The organism is Rossellomorea sp. NS-SX7, from assembly GCF_052828565.1.
Genome location: NZ_CM128249.1, coordinates 3230232 through 3249351, shown reverse-complemented (window position 1 = coordinate 3249351; position 19120 = coordinate 3230232). Strand labels below are relative to the sequence as shown.

Here is a 19120-nt window from a genome sequence, read left to right as displayed (position 1 = left end):
AAAAGGAGATTGGTTTAAATGAAAGTACCAGTAACAGTATTAAGCGGTTATTTAGGATCAGGGAAAACGACACTGCTTAATCATATATTACACAACAAAGAAGATAAAAGAATCGCAGTAATTGTAAATGATATGAGCGAAGTGAATATCGATGCTTCTCTTGTAAAAGGCGCCGGATTTTCCCGTACAGAGGAAAAATTGGTCGAGCTGCAGAATGGCTGTATATGCTGCACGCTTCGAGAAGATTTATTATTAGAAGTAAATAGATTGGTGGAACAAGGGGATATTGAGTATATTGTAATTGAATCGACTGGAATTTCTGAACCGATTCCCGTAGCCCAGACCTTCACTTACTCCGATGAGGGGACAGGGGTTGATCTAACCGGAAAAACGAGGTTGGACACGATGGTGACAGTTGTGGATGCAAACCGCTTTTGGCATGATTTTGCAAGCGGTGAGACATTGCTGGACCGCAAACAGGCAACAGATGAACAGGATCAGCGTGAAGTGGTGGATCTTCTGATTGACCAGATTGAATTTGCCAATGTCATTCTGCTGAATAAAATTGATTTGGTAGAAACGGAAGATGTACAAGAATTAAAGGCGGTTCTACAAAAACTTAATCCTGGCGCAGAAGTGGTAGAGTCTTCTCATTCCAATGTCGAGCTTGACCAAGTGCTGAACACAGGTTTATTCGATTTTGAATCGGCAAGCCAAAGTGCCGGTTGGATCAAAGAGCTTCAGGAAGAACACATTCCCGAAACGGAGGAGTATGGGATATCTTCTTTTGTATACCGCAGGAAGAGACCGTTTCACCCGGAGCGTTTCATGAAATGGATGGAAGAGTGGCCGGTTGATGTAGTGAGGGCGAAAGGATTTTTCTGGCTGGCAAGCCGTAATGACATGACCGGACTTCTTTCCCAGGCAGGCCCTTCCATCACCATTCAAGGTGCAGGTGAGTGGGTGGCTGAATATCCGGAAGAAGAAATCCAGGATATTTTAAAAGAAGAAAAAGAATTAGCGGACAAATGGGATCCAATCTATGGTGACCGGATGAGTGAAATCGTCTTGATTGGACTGGAAATGGATCGTGAGGTGATCGAGAGCTCTTTGGACCAGTGTTTGTTGACCGATGATGAAATGAGGATGGACTGGACAGCCTTTCTTGATCCCGTTCCTCCATTTATTATAGCTGAGTAAGTGTAAAAGCCTGGTTCTCGATTGCCGAGAGTCAGGCTTCTTTATTGCTTCAGGGGGTAACCCATGAGCAATCATTCCTATTAAACAAGTGAATAAAGGATTTTACTTGATGAAGAGAGAATGAAGAAAGAAAAAGGAGGTACCAAGCTGTGAATGAAAAATCAGCGATCTTCCCGTCCCATCAACAAAATGGAGCTGTCCATGGAAGCTGGTATTCTGGGGAGAAGCCAGAGAGAATAAAAGAAGGAAGCTATCCGATTCTTTTTATCCATGGAATCAATACCACTTCTGAAACATGGTCGATCGACGGAAATGACATCGGCGAAACAGCCCGTTCCCGTGGGTTTGAAACAGCGTTTATCAATTTGTCCGGCACTGAAGACATGTGGACAAACGGCTTGCTGCTTGCTGGAAAGCTTGGAGAGATATCCGAGCACTTCAAGAAAAAGGTGGTCATCCTCGCTCACAGCAAAGGAGGGATCGATGCCCAGACGGCAATGGTATATCATGGAGCAGCCCGTTATGTTAAACGAGTGATTACCCTTTCAACCCCTCATCATGGGTCTGAGCTTGCAGATCTTGCTTATAGTAAGTGGGCGGATTGGCTGGCGGAAACCCTTGGCAGCAGGTGTGACGCAGTATTCTCGCTTCAGACTGGATATATGAAAGCCTACCGTAATCGGACGGATGCGGACGCTGAACGGCTGGAGCCGCGGTTTTATACCTTCGGAGGTACGGGGTGGGGCAGCATGGGTTCCGCATTGTTTTGGGGAGGACTGTATCTTAGCCGGTTTGGTACAAGTGACGGAGCGGTGACGGTGATAAGCTCACGGCTTCCTTACGGCCAGGAAGTGATGGTTGATGACTGGACCCATAAAACGATTAAGCAAGGAGAAGAGATATTTCCTTATGTAGAAAGACTGGTATTGGAACAAGTAGATGAAATACCTGTACCAACTGTCCAGGTATCGGCTGAAGAAGAGGTTCAAACATCGGTGCTTCACAGGGGAGGAAGGTACACAGGTATCCAAAGAGAACGTTTTTTAGTGGAAGATGGAGTGGATGGAATCACGGTTGATTGGATCAGCTGTTTCAGGGATACAGCACTGGTACTCACAGACCCAGAAGGGCGAACCTATACAAATTTTGTCACAACAGGGGACGAGACGGGGTTCTTTCCCAATGCCTTTCATCATTCGATTATGATTGATCAGCCTGCTTATGGTAAGTGGGAACTCGAAAGCCGTAATGACAGTGAGGAAACGTATTTGTTGAATGTGATGTACACAAATGGAGTGAACCCACAAATCAACGAAGTGGTCAATGGCGTAGAGGTTGATTTTGAGGGGCAAGGTATGAATATGTACCATACATCTACTATAAATAAACAGGTTCATTTGATTCACTTTCCGGTTTCAAAAAAGGAGGGCAAAAAATCCATCGAAAATCCAAGTGACATCAGCCCAGGATGCTTGGCACAATATGGAGAAGGAATCCACAATATTACTATTGACATAAAAGGAACCACCCTAATCGGAAATGAATATGAACGGACAATCGTGAAAACCATATTCGTCGACAGGGATGGTAATATCCATACGTAGATTGCAAAAGGCCCGTTCCTTGGTGCTTTATAGCTTGAGGGGCGGGCCTTTGACATTAAGATCGAGAAATGTACGGCTCCGGCGGCTAGAGGCTCGAGGTCATAAGTCAAGCATACCAAAAAGGCAAAAGACGCCTTTCCGGTATGCTCGCCTTATGCTTGTCGCCTCTGAGCAAGCCACCTCCGCTTTTCTGCTTGTCCAGCTCCAGGGCTTAGAGGCACATGTCATAAGCCAAATCGGCCAAGAAGGCAAAAAGCGCCTTCATGGCCAATCCGTCTTATGCCACCCGCCTCTGAGCAAAGCCCTTCCGCTTTTCTGTTTATATTGAATTCATAAACTCTGTCACCTGGTCCGGTGTTTTCGCATTTGCGCTGTGCAGATGGGCGATTTTTTCACCTTTTTTCCAGACGAGCAGGCTTGGGATTCCCATAACATCATATTTCTCCGCTATTTCCGGAAGTTCGTCCTTGTTGATGTCATACCATTTATACTGGTTGAATTGTTCCATGATTTCATCAATGAACATGTCCATGCGGCGGCAGTCAGGACACCAGTCGGCATGGAATTTTACGACTACGGGCTGTTCAGAAGAAATGATCTCTTCGAACGTTTCTTTGTTTTTAATCGATTGCATGTGTAAACCCCCTTTCCCTTCTATTTTAACTACATGTGGATCTGACGTAAACTGCGGGATATCGATCACCATCAGCAAAGAATTTCCCTGGCATCACGAGAACATGATAGTATAGGAATACATTCTAAGGGAAACAGGTGATAACATGAAACCAATCAGCGTAGGATTGGCAGGGTACGGATTTTCGGGCCAAAGCTTTCATCGCCCGCTGCTGCAGCATTCCAAATACTATAAAATACATACGGTTATGTCTTCAAACAAAGAAAAAGTACAGGAAGACCTGGAAGGCGTCAATGTGGTGCCGACATTGGATGAACTGCTTCGGGAGGACATTGAACTTGTGGTCATCACCACGCCGAATCATCTGCACTATGACATGATCAGGCAGTCACTCACAGCCGGGAAGCATGTGGTGGTGGAAAAGCCATTCGTCACAAAGAGCAGGGAAGGAGAAGAGCTGATACAGCTTGCCGAAGAAAAAGGCCTCCTGCTGTCTGTCTTCCATAACCGCCGCTGGGATGCCGACTTCTTAACGATCCAGAAGCTGATGGAAAACAGACAGCTTGGTGATATCACCACTTATGAAGCACACTTTGACCGTTACCGTCCGAACGTAAAGGATCGCTGGAAGGAAAACAAAATTGAAGGCGGAGGGGTGTTATATGACCTCGGCGCACATTTGATCGACCAGGCATTGACTCTGTTCGGGAAACCGCGATGGGTGTTTGCGGATGTCTTCTCACAGCGCGATCCCCAAAAAGCAGAGGATTATTTCCAGATTACGTTCGGATATGAAACAGCCCGAGTCGGTCTATATTCCCGTTCGATGGTATTGGAGCCGGGGCCGCGCTATCAGGTTCACGGCCGGAACGGAAGCTTTGTAAAATACGGAATGGATCGTCAGGAAGCTGACCTGAAAGATGGCCTTGATCCTTATTCAGATACATGGGGCAAAGAAGATGAGGAGTACTGGGGAACATTGACCCTTATGGATGGGGAAGAGATAATGACCGCTAAGCTTCCTTCTGAAAAAGGGGATTATACTCAATACTACCAAGGGGTCCATGAAGCCATAAGGAACAACGGGCCATCTCCAGTGAGCGCAGTGGAGGCTCTGGATGTGATCCGCATCATTGAGGCCTGTAAGGAAAGTGCCAAGGAGAAAAAGGTTATTTATTGTGAGATATAGATTGATCTGCGAATCGTCATCACAATAGATGGAAAAAGAGAAGCGCGGTTTACCTGCACTTCTCTTTTTTTATGGAATGAGCTTTACTCCACCGTACCGCCTTCGACAATTCTTACATCAGGTTCAACAGTGAATTGCACATTTGGATAGAGAGTGCTTTCCCACTCTTTAATATCAAATCCCCTTACCCCATGTTTTTGTATCTGCCCGATACCGACCGGGTCGAGTCCTTCTTTTTGAAATTTAGTAAGCATTTGCATTGCTTTCTCTTCAATATCCTTTTGCATCGTCTTTTCAATATCCGTTATGATCTTTGGAGTCAATTTATCCCCGGTATACTCTTTGATGATGCCTCTAACCGTAATTTTTATGTTGACCTTAACTGGATTTTTTTTGTACGTGACTTTAATGTTGTGTTTCGATTTAAGACTGGTTATGGAAGCTTCCACTTTTTGATCGCTTTTCTTTTTCTTCGTATCAAGTCTTACGACATGGCTGCCTTCCGAGACTTTATCCACCAGTACCTTGAAGAAGAACATGTCTTCTGCCGGTATGGTATCCACCATTTTGTCATTGTGAAACAGTGCGACACCATCCACTTTCAGAGTATTATCTGAAATTTTCCGCACGATCGGCAGATAGGGTGTCTGTCCATCCTGATAATAATCAAAAAGGAACATGTGCAGGTTCGTTTCAGGCAATTCCCTTCTTTTTATGTTCTGTTTCAGCAGATTGGAGATATACATCCCGTTTCCCCTGATACCATAATGCCCTTCGAGAATTTCCTTTGCTTCCCCTCTGCTGACCATCATATACACCCTTGCGCCGATGCTCGGATCCCTCTGTAGCGAATCAGCAATATCGATTACACCTCTTTTCGCCAGTTCCTCCCCGATGACAACCGCATCCAGTCCGCCCCTGACAAGGGGCTGCTGAGACATTCTTGATAGAGTTTCGAGAACTTCCCTCGTGGAAGAAGCTTCAGCAGAAAGAGTCATATTTTCAATTGATTTATCTGGCTCATAAATGGGAAACATGGCAGTCCCCCTGATTGAATCTTCTTCTCCGACGTCATAGCCTTTCCCTGTCTCAATATACAAGTCATCCAGAATCTCTCTTTCCACACAACCCGAAGTCAGCAAGGAAAGAATCATCATCCCATAGATAAGAATCTTTTTCATGATTTGTTTCTCACCTTCTTCATTATTATGACAATCACCAAAAGAAGCGGAATGTAAATGTAATTGATATAAAACCCGATCTGGCCAGTTATATCATTCAGTACGTTTACCTGCTGTCGGTTCGTGAAAAGGGTAAGTGTGCTTAGACATATCAGAATGATGATGACCAGAGACTGACGGTGCTTAAGGGGGGTCATCCGTTTCAAAATCCTGCTCGCACACCAAAGCGTGATACATACGTTTGGGAGGATGACAAGACACCAATTCGCAATCCCGATATATTCAAAACGTTCCACAAAAGGCATTTCAACAATTTTCCACATGGATAGAGTGGCCCAGACCGTTTTTTCAAGCTGCTTCTGGCTGAAGAAAGCAAAAGAGATGAGGGCAATGATTGTATAGACGGTTGTGGTGGTGAATAATGCCCAATGAGCATACTTTTGTGAACTCTTGGCATTCTTCACAAAAGGGTAAAACAGAAGGATACATTCGTAACCTAAATAAGTAAGGGACATGTTCTTCGTTGAGATTAAAATGTCTTTTAACGAATGGTCGAAGACAGGAAGGATATTCCTGTAGTCGGAGAACGGGAAGGTAAAAGCAAACGAAAGCAGCAGATAGCTTGGCAAAATGGTGCCGAAGAAGGCCGTTCCCGCTATATTTCGAACCCCGCCGCTGACAAAATAATAGCAAAGAATAAAAAAAGACAGTGAAAAGATGAACGTGCTCAACCTTGGGTACATCCATACTTGGAGGACCTCGATGTACGTTCTTAAAATGGTGATCACTAGCAGACTGAAATATAGGACGAAAACACTGTCAAATATTTTTCCAATCCACTTGCCAAATGCCAGAGTGTGAGCTGATACAAGATCTCCTCCGCTTTTATCCAGCAATTTATACATGATGAATACCAAAATATGCGTGAGTATTCCGGCAAGGATAACAGAAATCCATCCATCGTAACCGGCATTCATGGCGATGATTCGTTGAAATCCCAGGACGCCTCCCCCGACTTGAATGGAGTGGATGAGAAAGAAAACCAAAAATGGACTGACTTTTCTTCTTTCAGGAATCGCTTGCATCATTTCACCTCTATTCATTCATCAATATCCAGCTTTTTCTTCCCTTCCTGAGAACTGAAGCGGACATTCTTATTCGTCCGAAGGTATTGAGGACGGGCTGCTTGCTTATAAAATGGGAATCGGATGAGTGCATCCTTTAAATCCTTCATGCGCGGAGGATATAAAGGCGACAGGAAAGGCCGTCCCAATGATGTGAGTCTTAATAGATGCCCCATCAGTAAACAGAAACAGAAGACGATTCCAAGCAACCCCCAAAGCTGTGCAAGCAGCAGGAATGGAAAACGCAGGATACGAATCGTATTACCCATTCTGTAGACCGGTGTCGTAAACGAAGCAAGGGCGGCAAGAGCAACAAGAATGAGCAGTACGTTACTTGTCAGACCGGCTTCGACGGAAGCCGTCCCGATAACGATACCTCCCACGATACCGATTGTCTGACCTACTTTCGTCGGCAGCCTTGCACCCGCCTCGCGTAACAGCTCAATTGTCAATTCAAGAAACAGTGCTTCCAGAATCGGAGGCAAAGGGATTTCCTGACGGGACGTTACGAGTGTGGCCATCAGGTCTTTAGGAATCAATTCATAATGATAGGTGAGTGCTGCCACATATATGGGTGTGATTAAAATGGAGAATGCAACAGCGAATACTCGTACCAATCTGAAAAAAGAAGCTACAATGAAATTCAGGAAATAGTCCTCATATGCACTAAAGAACTCAACCAATGTGGTCGGTCCAATCAACGCATGGGGTGAACCGTCCACCATTACGGCAACTTTTCCTTCAATCAATACAGAAGCTACCCGGTCAGGGCGTTCGGAATCGAGCAGCTGAGGAAAAGGTGAAATACTGTTATCTGCAATCAGTTGTTCGACAAAGGAGGAATCCATGACCTGATCAAAGTTTATATCCTGCAGACGCTGACGCATCGTATTCACATTCGCTTCATCTGTCAAACCATCCAAGTAGAGAAGGGCGACTCTTGTATGTGTAATGGAACCGACATTGAATTCTTCCACAGTCAGTTCCTTGATAGGGATCCGTTTTCGCAAAAGGTTTAAATTATCGCTCAAAGACTCAACAAACGCCTCTTTTGGACCGACGACGCTGAATTCCACTTCCGGCTGAGACACTTTACGGCCCATTTCATTCTTGGTGGCGATGAAAGCGAACTTACGATTCGAAGCATCCATCGTCAACATGGAGTATCCATTAAATAATTTCTGTTCAATCATGGATTCATCCGTTGAAATTTGTATATCGACAATCGGCACTAGGGTCTTAAGGTCCTCAAAATCATTGAAGTCCTTGGATAGCAAGGAGGGAAGCACATCCTCCTGCAGAATTTTTCCGTCAATCAGAGTGGTGATAAAGTGAAGGCTGAACTTCACTCCGGTAAAGGGATTTTGGTAAAAGGCCATTTTATAATCAGCCGATTTTTCCATCTCTGATTTGATACTTTCATACGTCTGTTTCTTTTTTGTTTTACTCGAATTCTTATTTTTAAAGAATGAAAACATACGAATCCCTCATGTTCAGTGTGATGTATTTTGTAGTGTTTCCTAAAGAGGGAGAATTATGAAAGTTTGAGGAGAGGTGGTAAAAAGTGAAGGGGATCGATTGTTTTTTGTAAGAGGCTCTTTCATCAACGCAGTTGATTTCCGTGCAAGACAGAGCAAATAAAAAAAGACCAGGGAATCATCCCTGATCTTTATCTTGCTTATTGCTCCAAGAAAAATTCTTCAATATCATCAAGCATTTTGTTCGCTGCAATGACGCCGCCTGCAGTGTTCCAAATGGCATCACTTACTTCGTGAACGTTACCTGCTTTAGCAGCTTCAAGATTCTTGAATAGAGGATCATTGATCCATTCTTCTGCCAGTTTGTTCGCTTCACCGTCTCCCGTTTCATATGTGAAGTAGAAGAGGACATCTCCATCCATGGCAGGGATGCGTTCTTTTGTTACACCTTTTTCAGCAAAGTCATCTACATCCTGACCTTCGGGGCGGGCAAACCCTAGTTGTTCAAGGATGACGCCTGAGAACGAATCTTTATGGTAGATACGGACGTCGCCTGCAAGGAAGCGGACCATTGATACTTCCTGGTTCAGTTTATCACCTAAATTACCTTTTAAGTCTTCGATGCGCTGATCATATTCAGCGATGACTTCTTTTCCTTTTTCTTCTTTATTCAATGCTTTTGAATATAGTTCGAAGTTTTCTTTCCAGTTGCCTTTAAGTGTTTCAGACATGACCGTTGGAGCAATTTCTTTTAATTGGTTGTATTGCTCTTCCTGACGAAGCTTCGTTCCGATGATAAGATCCGGCTGAAGCTTGGCGATCGCTTCGATGTTCAATTCACTTTCAGTACCAACCACTTCAACATCTTTCATGTCGTCAGCGATGTGATCATACCAAGGGTCTCCAGTCCACGATTGAACGGCTCCTACAGGAGTGACGCCCAATTCAAGCAGAGCTTCGGTTCCTTCGTTTGTAAGGATGACTACCTTTTCAGGTGTTCCTTCAATTTCAGTTGTACCCATTGCATGTTCCACAGTATACGTTTCTTTTTTCTCGTCATCTTTACTTGCTGATGTATCTTTTTCTTCCTCTTTATTACCACAGGCTGCAAGGAAAAGAAGAGAAGCAATCAGTAGTAAAGATAGTAAACTTCTTAATTTCATATGTATGAATCCTCCCAATATATGTTTTGATTGATAATGATTATCATTCACAAGCTTAATGATAGATGAGAAGGTTTTCATTGTCAATATCTAATTGATAATGATTTTCAAAGTCATTGACGACAATATCAATCTTCTCTAAAATAAGTAATAGAAGGAAATCATTTATTAGTAACCGGAAAGGTAAACATATGATTAAAACGCAAAAACAATTCATCTTATTTTTAGGGACGACCTTGTTCCTTATATTGTGTATCGGGATGAGCATCGTCTATGGATACACTGATACATCATGGAGAACAGCAATCGATGCGTTTACGAATCCTACCCAGTCGACCGAACACCTGGTGCTGCAGACGATACGCCTGCCAAGGGCGCTGATCGCAGCCGTTGTAGGTGCATCACTCGCCATTTCGGGTGTCCTCATGCAGACACTGACGAAGAATCCGCTTGCATCACCTGGTATATTCGGGATCAATGCCGGCGGCGGGTTCATGGTGGTAGTGGCTGTGACATTGTTTGGAGTATCGGATCTTCAGACCTTCACATGGCTTTCCTTCCTGGGAGCCGGGATTGCCGCTTTTGGCGTATATGCCATCAGCGCTGCCGGTAATAATGGACTGACACCGATGAAGCTGACACTTGCAGGAGCCGCGATAACGGCCATGTTTTCATCCTTTACACAAGGGCTGCTTGTACTGAATGAATCGGCGCTCGAACAAGTGTTATTCTGGCTTGCTGGATCTGTACAGGGAAGAAGCCTGGATATTTTAGCAGGGGTTTTCCCATACATCCTCATAGGCTGGGTCGGGGCCCTCATACTCGCTGGCAAAATGAATATATTAGCAATGGGTGAAGATGTAGCCAAAGGCTTGGGGTTGAAGACCAACCTTATCAAGTTTCTTGCGCTGTTGATCGTCGTCCTGCTGGCAGGCGGTTCTGTCGCGATTGCAGGTCCGATTGGATTCATCGGAATTGTCATCCCCCATCTGGCCAGGAAGGTGATCGGTGTAGATCACAAGTGGCTCATTCCTTATGCAGGCTTACTTGGCGCGGTCCTTCTGCTGACAGCTGATATCGCTGCCCGCTACATCATCATGCCCCAAGAGGTGCCTGTAGGAGTGATGACCGCTGTCATCGGCGCTCCATTCTTTGTGTATGTGGCCAGGAAGGGGTTCTGAAATGAATAGATTCATAGGGAAACGATGGTTTAAAGATCAAATATCTTTTTTGATAGATTTGTCTGCTTTAAAAAAAGTGACGATACTGGGATTGCTGGTGCTCCTTGTATTGATCGTGAGTACAGGAATAGGGGATATGAAGATTGCCCCGTGGAAGGTGGTCAGTGTCTTTTTTGGCGGAGGTACCAGTCTTGAACAACTGGTCGTGAAATCCTTCCGGCTGCCCCGGATCATCATCGCCCTCCTTGCAGGAATGGCACTTGCTGTAGCGGGCGGTATTCTGCAGGGAATGATCAGAAACCCGCTTGCTTCCCCGGATATCATCGGAATTACCGGGGGTGCGGGAGCTGCGGTAGTCGCCTTTTTGACGATTTTCAGCAATGAAGATGGTACGCTGCCGGTCAGTATTCAATGGATGCCTGTTGCGGCGTTTATAGGTGCTGCGGTGGTCGCATTTCTGGTTTATTTTCTAGCATGGAAAAAAGGCGTATCACCTGTCAGGCTTGTCTTGATCGGTATCGGGATTTCGGCCTTGACGCAGGCAGTGACTACACTCCTGATGATCATGGGCCCTATCTACAGGGCCAGCCAGGCAAATATCTGGATCACGGGAACAGTGAATGGATCTGATTGGCAGGATGTTGGGATTCTCTTGCCTTGGAGTATCGTGTTCATTCTTATAAGCTTTTTTATCACACGTCAATTGAATATCCAGGAACTTGGGGAAGAGCTGGCCAAGGGAGTGGGAGGACATGTTCAACGGCAGCGGTTCTTTCTTCTCCTGATGGCTACGGTATTAGTTGGCGGGGCAGTTTCTTTTGCAGGCGGCATCGGCTTTGTCGGCTTGATGGCCCCTCATATGGCAAGAAGGATGGTAGGTTCTTCGTACGGAGCCTTGCTTCCGGCCTCTGCCTTCATCGGCGGGATCCTTGTGATGCTCGCCGACCTGATCGGCCGTACGCTGTTCCTTCCTCTTGAGGTTCCTGCGGGCGTATTTACCGCTGCAATCGGTGCACCATATTTTATCTATCTGCTATTTAAAACGAGAAATTCTTAAGGAGTTGGCCGCGAAATGAGCATGCTGCAAACAAAAGACTTGACCCTTGCTTATGGTGAGAGAACGATCATCGATGAACTGAATATTGACATTCCAAAGGGAGAAATCACCGTATTCATCGGCGGGAACGGCTGCGGGAAATCGACGCTGTTGCGTTCCATCGCACGTTTATTGAAACCGAAGCAGGGATCTGTCCTTTTAGAAGGGGATGCCATCGCAAAACTCTCCACTAAGGAAGTCGCCCGTAAGATGGCCATCCTGCCTCAGTCTCCGACAGCTCCTGAAGGACTGACCGTATTGCAATTGGTAAAACAGGGAAGATACCCTCATCAGACATGGCTGAAACAATGGTCCCATGAAGATGAAGAAATCGTCCAGAACGCACTGAAAGCAACGAAAATGGAAGAGCTGCAGCACCGCAAAGTCGATGAACTGTCAGGCGGACAGCGCCAACGTGCGTGGATCGCGCTCACCCTTGCACAGGATACGGATATCATCCTTTTGGATGAGCCCACTACCTATCTGGACATGACTCACCAAATCGAGATTCTCGATTTATTGTTTGAATTAAACGAAAAGGAAGACCGGACGATTGTCATGGTACTCCATGACTTGAACCTTGCATGCCGTTACGCGCATAATATCGTGGCCATCCGAGACCGAAAAATCTATGCACAGGGGAAACCCGAAACGATCATCAGCTGTGAACTGGTGAAGAATGTGTTTGATATGGACTGTCAGGTAACAAGCGATCCGTTATTCGGCACACCGCTTTGCATTCCATTCGGAAAAGGCAGATGCATTCTTAAGCAAGTGGGTGAACCTGTATGAAACCTGCTTCTTTGACAGATGAACAATGGGCGCTGTTGAAGCAGTACCGCTTTCAGAAGTGGAATCCGTCCAGTGAGGGAGGGACGGATGCAATGCTGCTTTTTGATGAAGGGGAAATGGTCCGTTACCTGGAAGGCCGGTTCTCCTTGATGGGAGCCCATGATTTGAAAACGGCCGGATCCCTCTTTATGAAACGTTATGCGTTTGTCGCTGCTTTGGGGATGCTTGCCGCGACCTTCTGGAACAGGAAACTAAATCTGTCACCGGACAATCTGGTGCTGGTCGATCACGTGAATGAGAATGGGCTTTGGCTGCCGAAAGTCTGTCTGAAGGACGATGAGGCTGGGGAATTTACTTCAACCTCTGAAAAAGAAGATTTTATCCAATCGTTGTTTTCTGACCATCTTGACAAAATCATAGGGGTGTTGAAACATTCAGCCAAGCTTCCAAATCTCATCCTGTGGGAAAATGTAGCCGTCTATCTTTTCTGGATTTATGAAAACGATGCATTTGTTACCGGCAAGACCATACACGATAGGAAAGAAAGAGACTTCGCCCAGTTACTTAGTGACGAAAACAGTCACTGGTTCGGCATGTATAATAAGAATCCATTGAACAGATATTATACTGAAAAAGAACGGGTGGAAGGTTTGGAAGACGAAATCAGGGTGCGAAAGACATGCTGTTTTTCCTATCGACTGGAGAATGGCGAACAATTCCGCTGCAAAACCTGCCCGCAGACGTGTAAGGTGAAGCGGATGGTTCACGAATCAAACTAAACGGGAGGTTCTAATCCATGAGCGAATTTCCGAAACAATTTGACGCACTGCTTGATAAATATACCGAGCTTCTCATCGGCGAAACTTCACCTGAGAAAAAAGAGATGGTGACCCAATATGCGCTATACACGTTCATTGCCAAACATATGCCGGCACTCGTGAAGCATTGGAACTCACTGCATCCTGACGGAAAAGAAGAAATGAAGAAAATCGTCGGTGAAATCAAGGAATTGAATGAAGTTCACCGTGAAGAGGTGAACCGGAAGAAGAAGGACGAATAGATGGCTTTGCCATTTTGGAGGAGAAAGTACCCGTGAGTGGGTGCTTTTTTTTTGTGGGTTTGGCCCCCTTCATATCAGACAGAAGCTGCGGATAGACTATTGTACCGGGGATGGGTGTGCGAGTGCGGGGCCCCTTTATAATAAAGAAAATTTGACAAGTTGCTTGAAAAACGGGGAAAGTGGATCGTATTTATGAAAAATGGATCGTAAATTTGAAAAGTGGACTGTATTTTTAAAAAGTGGCTTGTATATCTGGAAAGTGGCACGTATTTTACACATACACCGAATGCTGCGGGGAAGACAGCCTGTATTTTATAAAAAGGAGTCAATTTCACTTCAAAATCCGCCTGAATTCAACCCAATTCAATAGTAAACTTAGCCAGCCACAGCCATTTCCCACAATTTAAAAAGCGATCCCCAAAAGGGGACCACCCATCAAAGACTATTGAAGCTGCCCACCTGCACCTGTCCCATATGGGAACTGGGAAGAGTACTGCTGGTGCTGCTGATAGGACTGCTGGATTTTTTGGCTGTCCGCAGCTTCAAGCTTGTACCAGCCTTTACGGAACATTTCATTATATAACTCGCGCTGGGCGTTTTGCGTTTCGTTGAAAATCGTCAATAAGTCTTGATACAGCGTCTGGTGACTTGCTTCATTAAGTGCCGTGCAATAAGAAGCGGTCATGTATTTTTCATGCGACAATACATCTGTAATGAAGTCACGATCATTCATCTGGGGAGTGGCCGGGACTTGTGTCTGAGGATTTTGGATTTTTTGTTGATTTTGATTTTGCTGATTCATGCGGTTGTTCTCCTTTCTACATCATGCCCTGATTCGGATTCGACGTGTTTAAATGTGCCAATAATTGCTCGTAATGCCTCTGATGCATTTGCCCGCACTTATCGAGCTCTGCTTTTATTTCTTGATCCTGACAATGAGTAGCTGCAAAGTGACATTTCTTCATGGCGGTCAAGTTCCATGCAAGCATGTCATTCAAGTATAATGAATCCTTTGTCGTTAACATTTGCGGCGGCTGCGTATACGTCTGCTGCTGACTGCCTTGTTGAGGTTGTTGCTGCATCCTATGTTCCTCCTTTATGATTGCTGAAAATGTAGGTCTATCAGCCTAAATGCTATAACCAGAAAAATACAATTTTCTGGCCTGAACAAACGTTATTCTGCCTAATTTCATGCATGTTATGCACCACTTACAAATTTCGATAATATTCTACTAAGAAAGTAACAAAAGTATATTCAAAACGTTTAAATGGTGATAAAATGTTGGTAAACAGAATACTACTCGAAATCTTTTCTTTTTATCAAATAAGAAAACGTTTTCATAGTATGACATATATGTTCTTTCAGGGAGGTAGCAACATGGAGCAAGCAATGCGTAATTTCTTTTTATTCCTTTCTAAAAACAAACCGATTACCAAGATGGCTAAGAAATATGGCCTACGTTTTGGGGCGGCCAGATTTGTTGCCGGTTCATCAATAGAGCAAGCGGTCGAAGTCATTCGTGAATTGAATAAACAGAACCTTGTCGTAACGATTGATTATTTGGGAGAGTTTGTCGATAACGTAGAGGAAGCCAATGAAATGGCCCTTGAATGTGTGGAAGCTGTCCGTGCAATCGGCAGAGAGAAACTTCAATCTCAATTATCGCTCAAGATGACTTCAATGGGACTTGATCTTAAAGAAGATGTCGTGACGAAGAATATGAGGATGATCCTGGATGAAGCAAAGAAACATGGTGTCTTTGTGACCATCGACATGGAGGATTATTCACGCTGCGGCAAGACGCTCGAAATCTTTAAGACACTGAAATCAGAATATGACAACATCGGTACTGTCATTCAAGCCTATTTATATAGAACAGAAAAGGACATGGAAGAATTAAATGCGTATTCCCCGAATCTGCGTCTTGTGAAAGGGGCTTATAAAGAGTCACCTAAAGTTGCATTTCCTGATAAAAAAGATGTTGATGAGAACTTCAAGAAAATCATCAAGATGCATATGTTAAATGGTAACTACACGGCCATCGCCACTCATGATGATAACATCATTGAATATACAAAGAAGCTTGCTGAAGAACATAATATCCCGCGTGATCAGTTCGAGTTCCAGATGCTCTTTGGCATCTGTGTAGAGCGTCAGCACGAACTTGTGAAAGAAGGCTACAAAATGCGCGTATATGTTCCGTATGGCACGGACTGGTACGGCTATTTCATGAGACGTCTGGCTGAACGCCCTGCGAATGTGGCATTCGTACTGAAAGGCGTTATAAAAAAATAAGGTAAGAATCAAAACTTCACGGATGGATGTCTGTGAAGTTTTTTCTATGAAGGAGACTTTTTATAGCGGTCGTCGGACGTTTTCGAACAATGATCCCAAAACCGGAGGCTGATGGAAAATACCCGGAACATCGAAGAAAATTCAATCCGTACGGACTCATCTTTAACATGTCTTTTTGTTAACTGGGCAGACACATCTTTAACCGCCTCTTTGGTAATCAAGGCACACTGTCTTCAGAAGTCACATCAATTGTTACAACTTTCACAATATAGTATAATGACACCGTAACCACATTATTTTATTTGAGGCGATTACATGGATTTTTCGATTGAAAATGTTTCAATGCTTTTAGCCCTCCTGCTCCTTATTGGAGTCATTTTTGCCAAGTTTTCATCCCGTTTGGGAGTTCCCTCACTAATTCTCTTCATCGCTGTTGGAATGATCTTAAATACATACTTTTTCTTTGATAACGCTCATATTACACAATTTATTGGAACCATCGCCCTGATCATCATCTTGTTCGAAGGTGGTCTCCAGACGAAGTGGAGCAATGTGAAGGGTGTCTATAAGCCAGCCCTTTCACTTGCTACAATCGGGGTCCTGATCACGACTCTTTCCATCGGGGCAGCAGCAAAGTTCATTTTGGACTTGAACTGGCTTGAGGGGATGCTGTTCGGTGCGATTGTAGGTTCCACAGACGCTGCTGCCGTTTTCTCTGTATTGGGAAATAAAAACATCAAACCGAGAATTTCATCCACCCTCGAGGCAGAATCGGGTAGTAACGATCCGATGGCGATCTTTTTGACGGTTGCCTTTTTACAGCTGATCCAGCTGCCTAACTTGAATCCTTTCAATCTGGTTTTAAGCTTTTTCTGGCAAATGGGCATGGGTCTAGTCCTCGGGGCAATATTCGGAATGGCTTCTGTATGGATCATCAACAAAATCAACCTGGATTCGTCCGGGTTGTATCCGGTACTCTCCGTTTCACTGGCTATTTTGACGTACGCCCTGACATCGATCATCGATGCCAGCGGGCTGCTTGCCGTTTATGTGATGGCCATCATTGTCGGCAACAAGGAATTAACCTACCGCCATTCGATCATCAAATTTAATGAAGGCTTCGCTTGGATGCTGCAGATTGTCATGTTCATCCTGCTCGGATTGCTCGTGTTCCCGCAGCACCTTCCAGGAATCGCTCTACAGGGGATCCTGTTGTCCTTTCTCCTCATATTTATTGCAAGACCTTTGGGAGTCTATATCAGTCTTGCTTTTGATAAGAGCTTCAATGTAAAGGAGAAATTCTTTATTTCATGGGCAGGGCTGAAAGGGGCGGTACCGATTGTACTTGCAACGTTTCCGATGGTGGCAAACCTGGAAAACAGTGAAATCATCTTTAATGTTGTATTTTTCGTCGTCCTGTTATCCGCTCTTGTTCAGGGTACGACGATCACCCCTTTGGCCAACTACTTAAAACTTGCCGGTAAAGATAGACCACCGCTCGCACACACGCTCGAGCTGGTCAGCATCGGAAAGACCAATAATGAAATGATTGAAGTTCATATCAACCAGGAAGCTTATATCTCCGGGAAGGCAATCAAGGATATCGACCTGCCGAAAAAGACGTTGATTTCAGCGGTCATCCGGGAAAATGATCTACTGACGCCGACAGGGGATACGGTCATAAAGGCCGAGGATACCTTATATGTACTTGCTAATAAGAGCCAGCGGAAACATATCAAACAATTGCTCAATGCCAAGAAAGAATCTGAAGAAACCGAACCTGTATCAACGCATAAACAAGAAGGCAATGAGAAGCCTGAAGATTCATCCTATCAACATGAGGATGATAAAAAGCTAGAAGAAGATTCTGCTCATGAACATGTCCAGCCTGAGTCTGGATCCGGATCAGCTGAGGCAGACACCCAAAATGAAAGAAAAACTTAACATACCGTCCTAAAAAGGCCCACACATTTGAAAATGTGTGGGCCTTTTCTGTCCTTTTCCAACCGAAATTATTGTTTATGCCCGGGCTTTCACTTCATACCTGTGAAAAAGAAAACCGAACAAGGAGGCGAGGACCTGCTGGAACAACATTCCGATCACCACCGGTACTGCCACGGCAGCAGGGAAGTACTGAACGGCGATGACGGCCCCTGCACTGATGTTCCTCATACCCCCGGTGAAAAGAAGGCTCGCTTTCGTATCCCTTGACTGCTTTAGCAGCGTACCAAGCAGCCATGCAAGGGCAAAGCCGGAAACAGCGATGAATAATACAACGAATGCAATCAGGAACAGCTTGAGACTGACATCTTTCAAATAGGGTGCTACAGCTGAACTGTTGATCGCAACCACGATCCCGATGCCGATTTTAGAAAAAGGCGATAAGTGTTTCCCCACCGTGTCTTTGATGGTTCCTTTTGTCAGATGGTTACAAAGCATCCCGATGATCGATGGAACAACAACCATCCATAATAAACCGTTCATGATGCTCCAGCTGTCCATTTCGACTTTTTGACCGACAATCAGTGACAGGCTGGCCGGCACGATAAAGGGGGAAAGGATTGTATCGACAAGTATGATGGAAAGGGCGAGGCCGATGTTCCCCTTATAAATGGTCACCCACACGAAGCTTGTAATCCCGGTCGGAATCACCATCGCTAGGAGTAAGCCCGTCACTGTCAGCCCATCCTCAGGAAATACGATGCTTCCCATCCCGAACGCCCAAAGCGGCATCAATATATGAAGGATGAGGAGCGAGGTCAAAAGCGGCAGTGGAAATTGCACGGCCCGCTTAACGGAATGGAAGTTCGAACTCAAGGACCCGGAAAATGTCATAAACGCGAATACCCATGGCACGATGAATGTCAAAGGTGATAAATAGGGAGCAAACAATACACCGATCAAAACGGCCGAGGGTGTAATGAAAGGCATGAGCTTCTCCAATTTTTTATTTAATACCTGCAGCATAAAGAACCGCTCCTAAATGAGAAGAATAATAGATTCATCATATCATTTTTGGATTGGTTTTTGATTAAAAAGGACTTGAATACAGGAGTTTGTGTTACCGATGTATGGTCAGCGATAAACCAACAAACAATAGAAAAAAGGATCGTGCATCATGA

At 44.8% G+C, this 19120-nt stretch carries 18 protein-coding genes; 10 read left to right on the top strand and 8 right to left on the bottom strand.

Annotated elements, in window-relative coordinates; genetic code table 11:
• Nucleotides 1-18 precede the first annotated feature (18 nt).
• Both ACUXV2_RS16265 and ACUXV2_RS16260 read left to right on the top strand, forming a co-directional pair.
• Complete coding sequence (locus ACUXV2_RS16265; RefSeq protein ID WP_446244195.1) at nucleotides 19-1200, top strand: GTP-binding protein; 1182 nt, start codon at nucleotides 19-21, stop codon at nucleotides 1198-1200.
• A 149-nt stretch (nucleotides 1201-1349) separates the two neighbouring features.
• Nucleotides 1350-2804: an esterase/lipase family protein gene (locus tag ACUXV2_RS16260; protein WP_446244194.1), complete on the top strand. Its 1455-nt coding sequence runs from the start codon at nucleotides 1350-1352 to the stop codon at nucleotides 2802-2804.
• Between the two features lie 319 nt (nucleotides 2805-3123).
• Here the strand turns inward: ACUXV2_RS16260 and ACUXV2_RS16255 are convergent, their stop codons facing one another.
• Nucleotides 3124-3438 (bottom strand): thioredoxin family protein, encoded by a 315-nt coding sequence (locus ACUXV2_RS16255; RefSeq protein WP_446244193.1) that lies wholly within the window; start codon nucleotides 3436-3438, stop codon nucleotides 3124-3126.
• Nucleotides 3439-3583: 145 nt separating this feature from the next.
• On the opposite strand from ACUXV2_RS16255, the gene ACUXV2_RS16250 reads away from it, so the two are divergent.
• Nucleotides 3584-4627, top strand: coding sequence for an oxidoreductase (locus ACUXV2_RS16250; RefSeq protein WP_446244192.1), 1044 nt, complete (start codon nucleotides 3584-3586; stop codon nucleotides 4625-4627).
• Between the two features lie 83 nt (nucleotides 4628-4710).
• Here ACUXV2_RS16250 and ACUXV2_RS16245 read toward each other — a convergent pair whose 3' ends face one another.
• The 4 genes from ACUXV2_RS16245 to ACUXV2_RS16230 form a co-directional block, all read right to left on the bottom strand.
• The gene (locus ACUXV2_RS16245) at nucleotides 4711-5808 is read right to left on the bottom strand and encodes a Ger(x)C family spore germination protein (RefSeq protein ID WP_446244191.1); all 1098 of its coding nucleotides are present in this window, start codon (nucleotides 5806-5808) and stop codon (nucleotides 4711-4713) included.
• Complete coding sequence (locus tag ACUXV2_RS16240; RefSeq protein WP_446244190.1) at nucleotides 5805-6911, bottom strand: GerAB/ArcD/ProY family transporter; 1107 nt, start codon at nucleotides 6909-6911, stop codon at nucleotides 5805-5807. Before ACUXV2_RS16240 ends, ACUXV2_RS16245 begins: the two co-directional genes overlap by 4 nt.
• The gene (locus ACUXV2_RS16235) at nucleotides 6908-8410 is read right to left on the bottom strand and encodes a spore germination protein (protein WP_446244189.1); all 1503 of its coding nucleotides are present in this window, start codon (nucleotides 8408-8410) and stop codon (nucleotides 6908-6910) included. The genes ACUXV2_RS16240 and ACUXV2_RS16235 overlap by 4 nt, the downstream gene beginning before the upstream one ends.
• Nucleotides 8411-8610: 200 nt before the next feature.
• On the bottom strand, nucleotides 8611-9573 hold the full coding sequence (locus ACUXV2_RS16230; protein WP_446244188.1) for an ABC transporter substrate-binding protein: 963 nt from the start codon (nucleotides 9571-9573) through the stop codon (nucleotides 8611-8613).
• A gap of 191 nt (nucleotides 9574-9764) precedes the next feature.
• Between ACUXV2_RS16230 and ACUXV2_RS16225 the strand changes: the two genes are divergently transcribed.
• Genes ACUXV2_RS16225 through ACUXV2_RS16205 form a run of 5 tightly spaced genes read left to right on the top strand, consistent with a single transcriptional unit; the run spans nucleotide 9765 to nucleotide 13702 of the window.
• Nucleotides 9765-10754: a FecCD family ABC transporter permease gene (locus ACUXV2_RS16225; protein ID WP_446244187.1), complete on the top strand. Its 990-nt coding sequence runs from the start codon at nucleotides 9765-9767 to the stop codon at nucleotides 10752-10754.
• A 1-nt stretch (nucleotide 10755) separates the two neighbouring features.
• Nucleotides 10756-11811, top strand: a complete 1056-nt coding sequence (locus ACUXV2_RS16220) for a FecCD family ABC transporter permease (protein WP_446244186.1) — start codon at nucleotides 10756-10758, stop codon at nucleotides 11809-11811.
• A 15-nt stretch (nucleotides 11812-11826) separates the two neighbouring features.
• The gene (locus ACUXV2_RS16215) at nucleotides 11827-12642 is read left to right on the top strand and encodes an ABC transporter ATP-binding protein (protein WP_446244185.1); all 816 of its coding nucleotides are present in this window, start codon (nucleotides 11827-11829) and stop codon (nucleotides 12640-12642) included.
• Nucleotides 12639-13421, top strand: coding sequence for an IucA/IucC family C-terminal-domain containing protein (locus tag ACUXV2_RS16210; RefSeq protein WP_446244184.1), 783 nt, complete (start codon nucleotides 12639-12641; stop codon nucleotides 13419-13421). Before ACUXV2_RS16215 ends, ACUXV2_RS16210 begins: the two co-directional genes overlap by 4 nt.
• 17 nt (nucleotides 13422-13438) lie before the next feature.
• Complete coding sequence (locus ACUXV2_RS16205) at nucleotides 13439-13702, top strand: DUF2573 family protein (protein WP_446244183.1); 264 nt, start codon at nucleotides 13439-13441, stop codon at nucleotides 13700-13702.
• Between the two features lie 442 nt (nucleotides 13703-14144).
• Here ACUXV2_RS16205 and ACUXV2_RS16200 read toward each other — a convergent pair whose 3' ends face one another.
• Together ACUXV2_RS16200 and ACUXV2_RS16195 are read right to left on the bottom strand one after the other, a co-directional pair.
• A complete protein-coding gene (locus ACUXV2_RS16200) occupies nucleotides 14145-14504 on the bottom strand; it encodes a spore coat protein (protein ID WP_446244182.1) in 360 nt (119 codons plus the stop codon).
• Nucleotides 14505-14520: 16 nt separating this feature from the next.
• Nucleotides 14521-14784, bottom strand: coding sequence for a hypothetical protein (locus ACUXV2_RS16195; RefSeq protein WP_446244181.1), 264 nt, complete (start codon nucleotides 14782-14784; stop codon nucleotides 14521-14523).
• Between the two features lie 296 nt (nucleotides 14785-15080).
• On the opposite strand from ACUXV2_RS16195, the gene ACUXV2_RS16190 reads away from it, so the two are divergent.
• Nucleotides 15081-15998, top strand: coding sequence for a proline dehydrogenase family protein (locus ACUXV2_RS16190; RefSeq protein ID WP_446244180.1), 918 nt, complete (start codon nucleotides 15081-15083; stop codon nucleotides 15996-15998).
• Between the two features lie 315 nt (nucleotides 15999-16313).
• Nucleotides 16314-17942: a potassium/proton antiporter gene (locus ACUXV2_RS16185; RefSeq protein WP_446244179.1), complete on the top strand. Its 1629-nt coding sequence runs from the start codon at nucleotides 16314-16316 to the stop codon at nucleotides 17940-17942.
• A 75-nt stretch (nucleotides 17943-18017) separates the two neighbouring features.
• On the opposite strand, the gene ACUXV2_RS16180 is transcribed toward ACUXV2_RS16185, so the two are convergent.
• On the bottom strand, nucleotides 18018-18965 hold the full coding sequence (locus ACUXV2_RS16180; RefSeq protein WP_446244178.1) for a bile acid:sodium symporter family protein: 948 nt from the start codon (nucleotides 18963-18965) through the stop codon (nucleotides 18018-18020).
• Nucleotides 18966-19120: the final 155 nt, after the last annotated feature.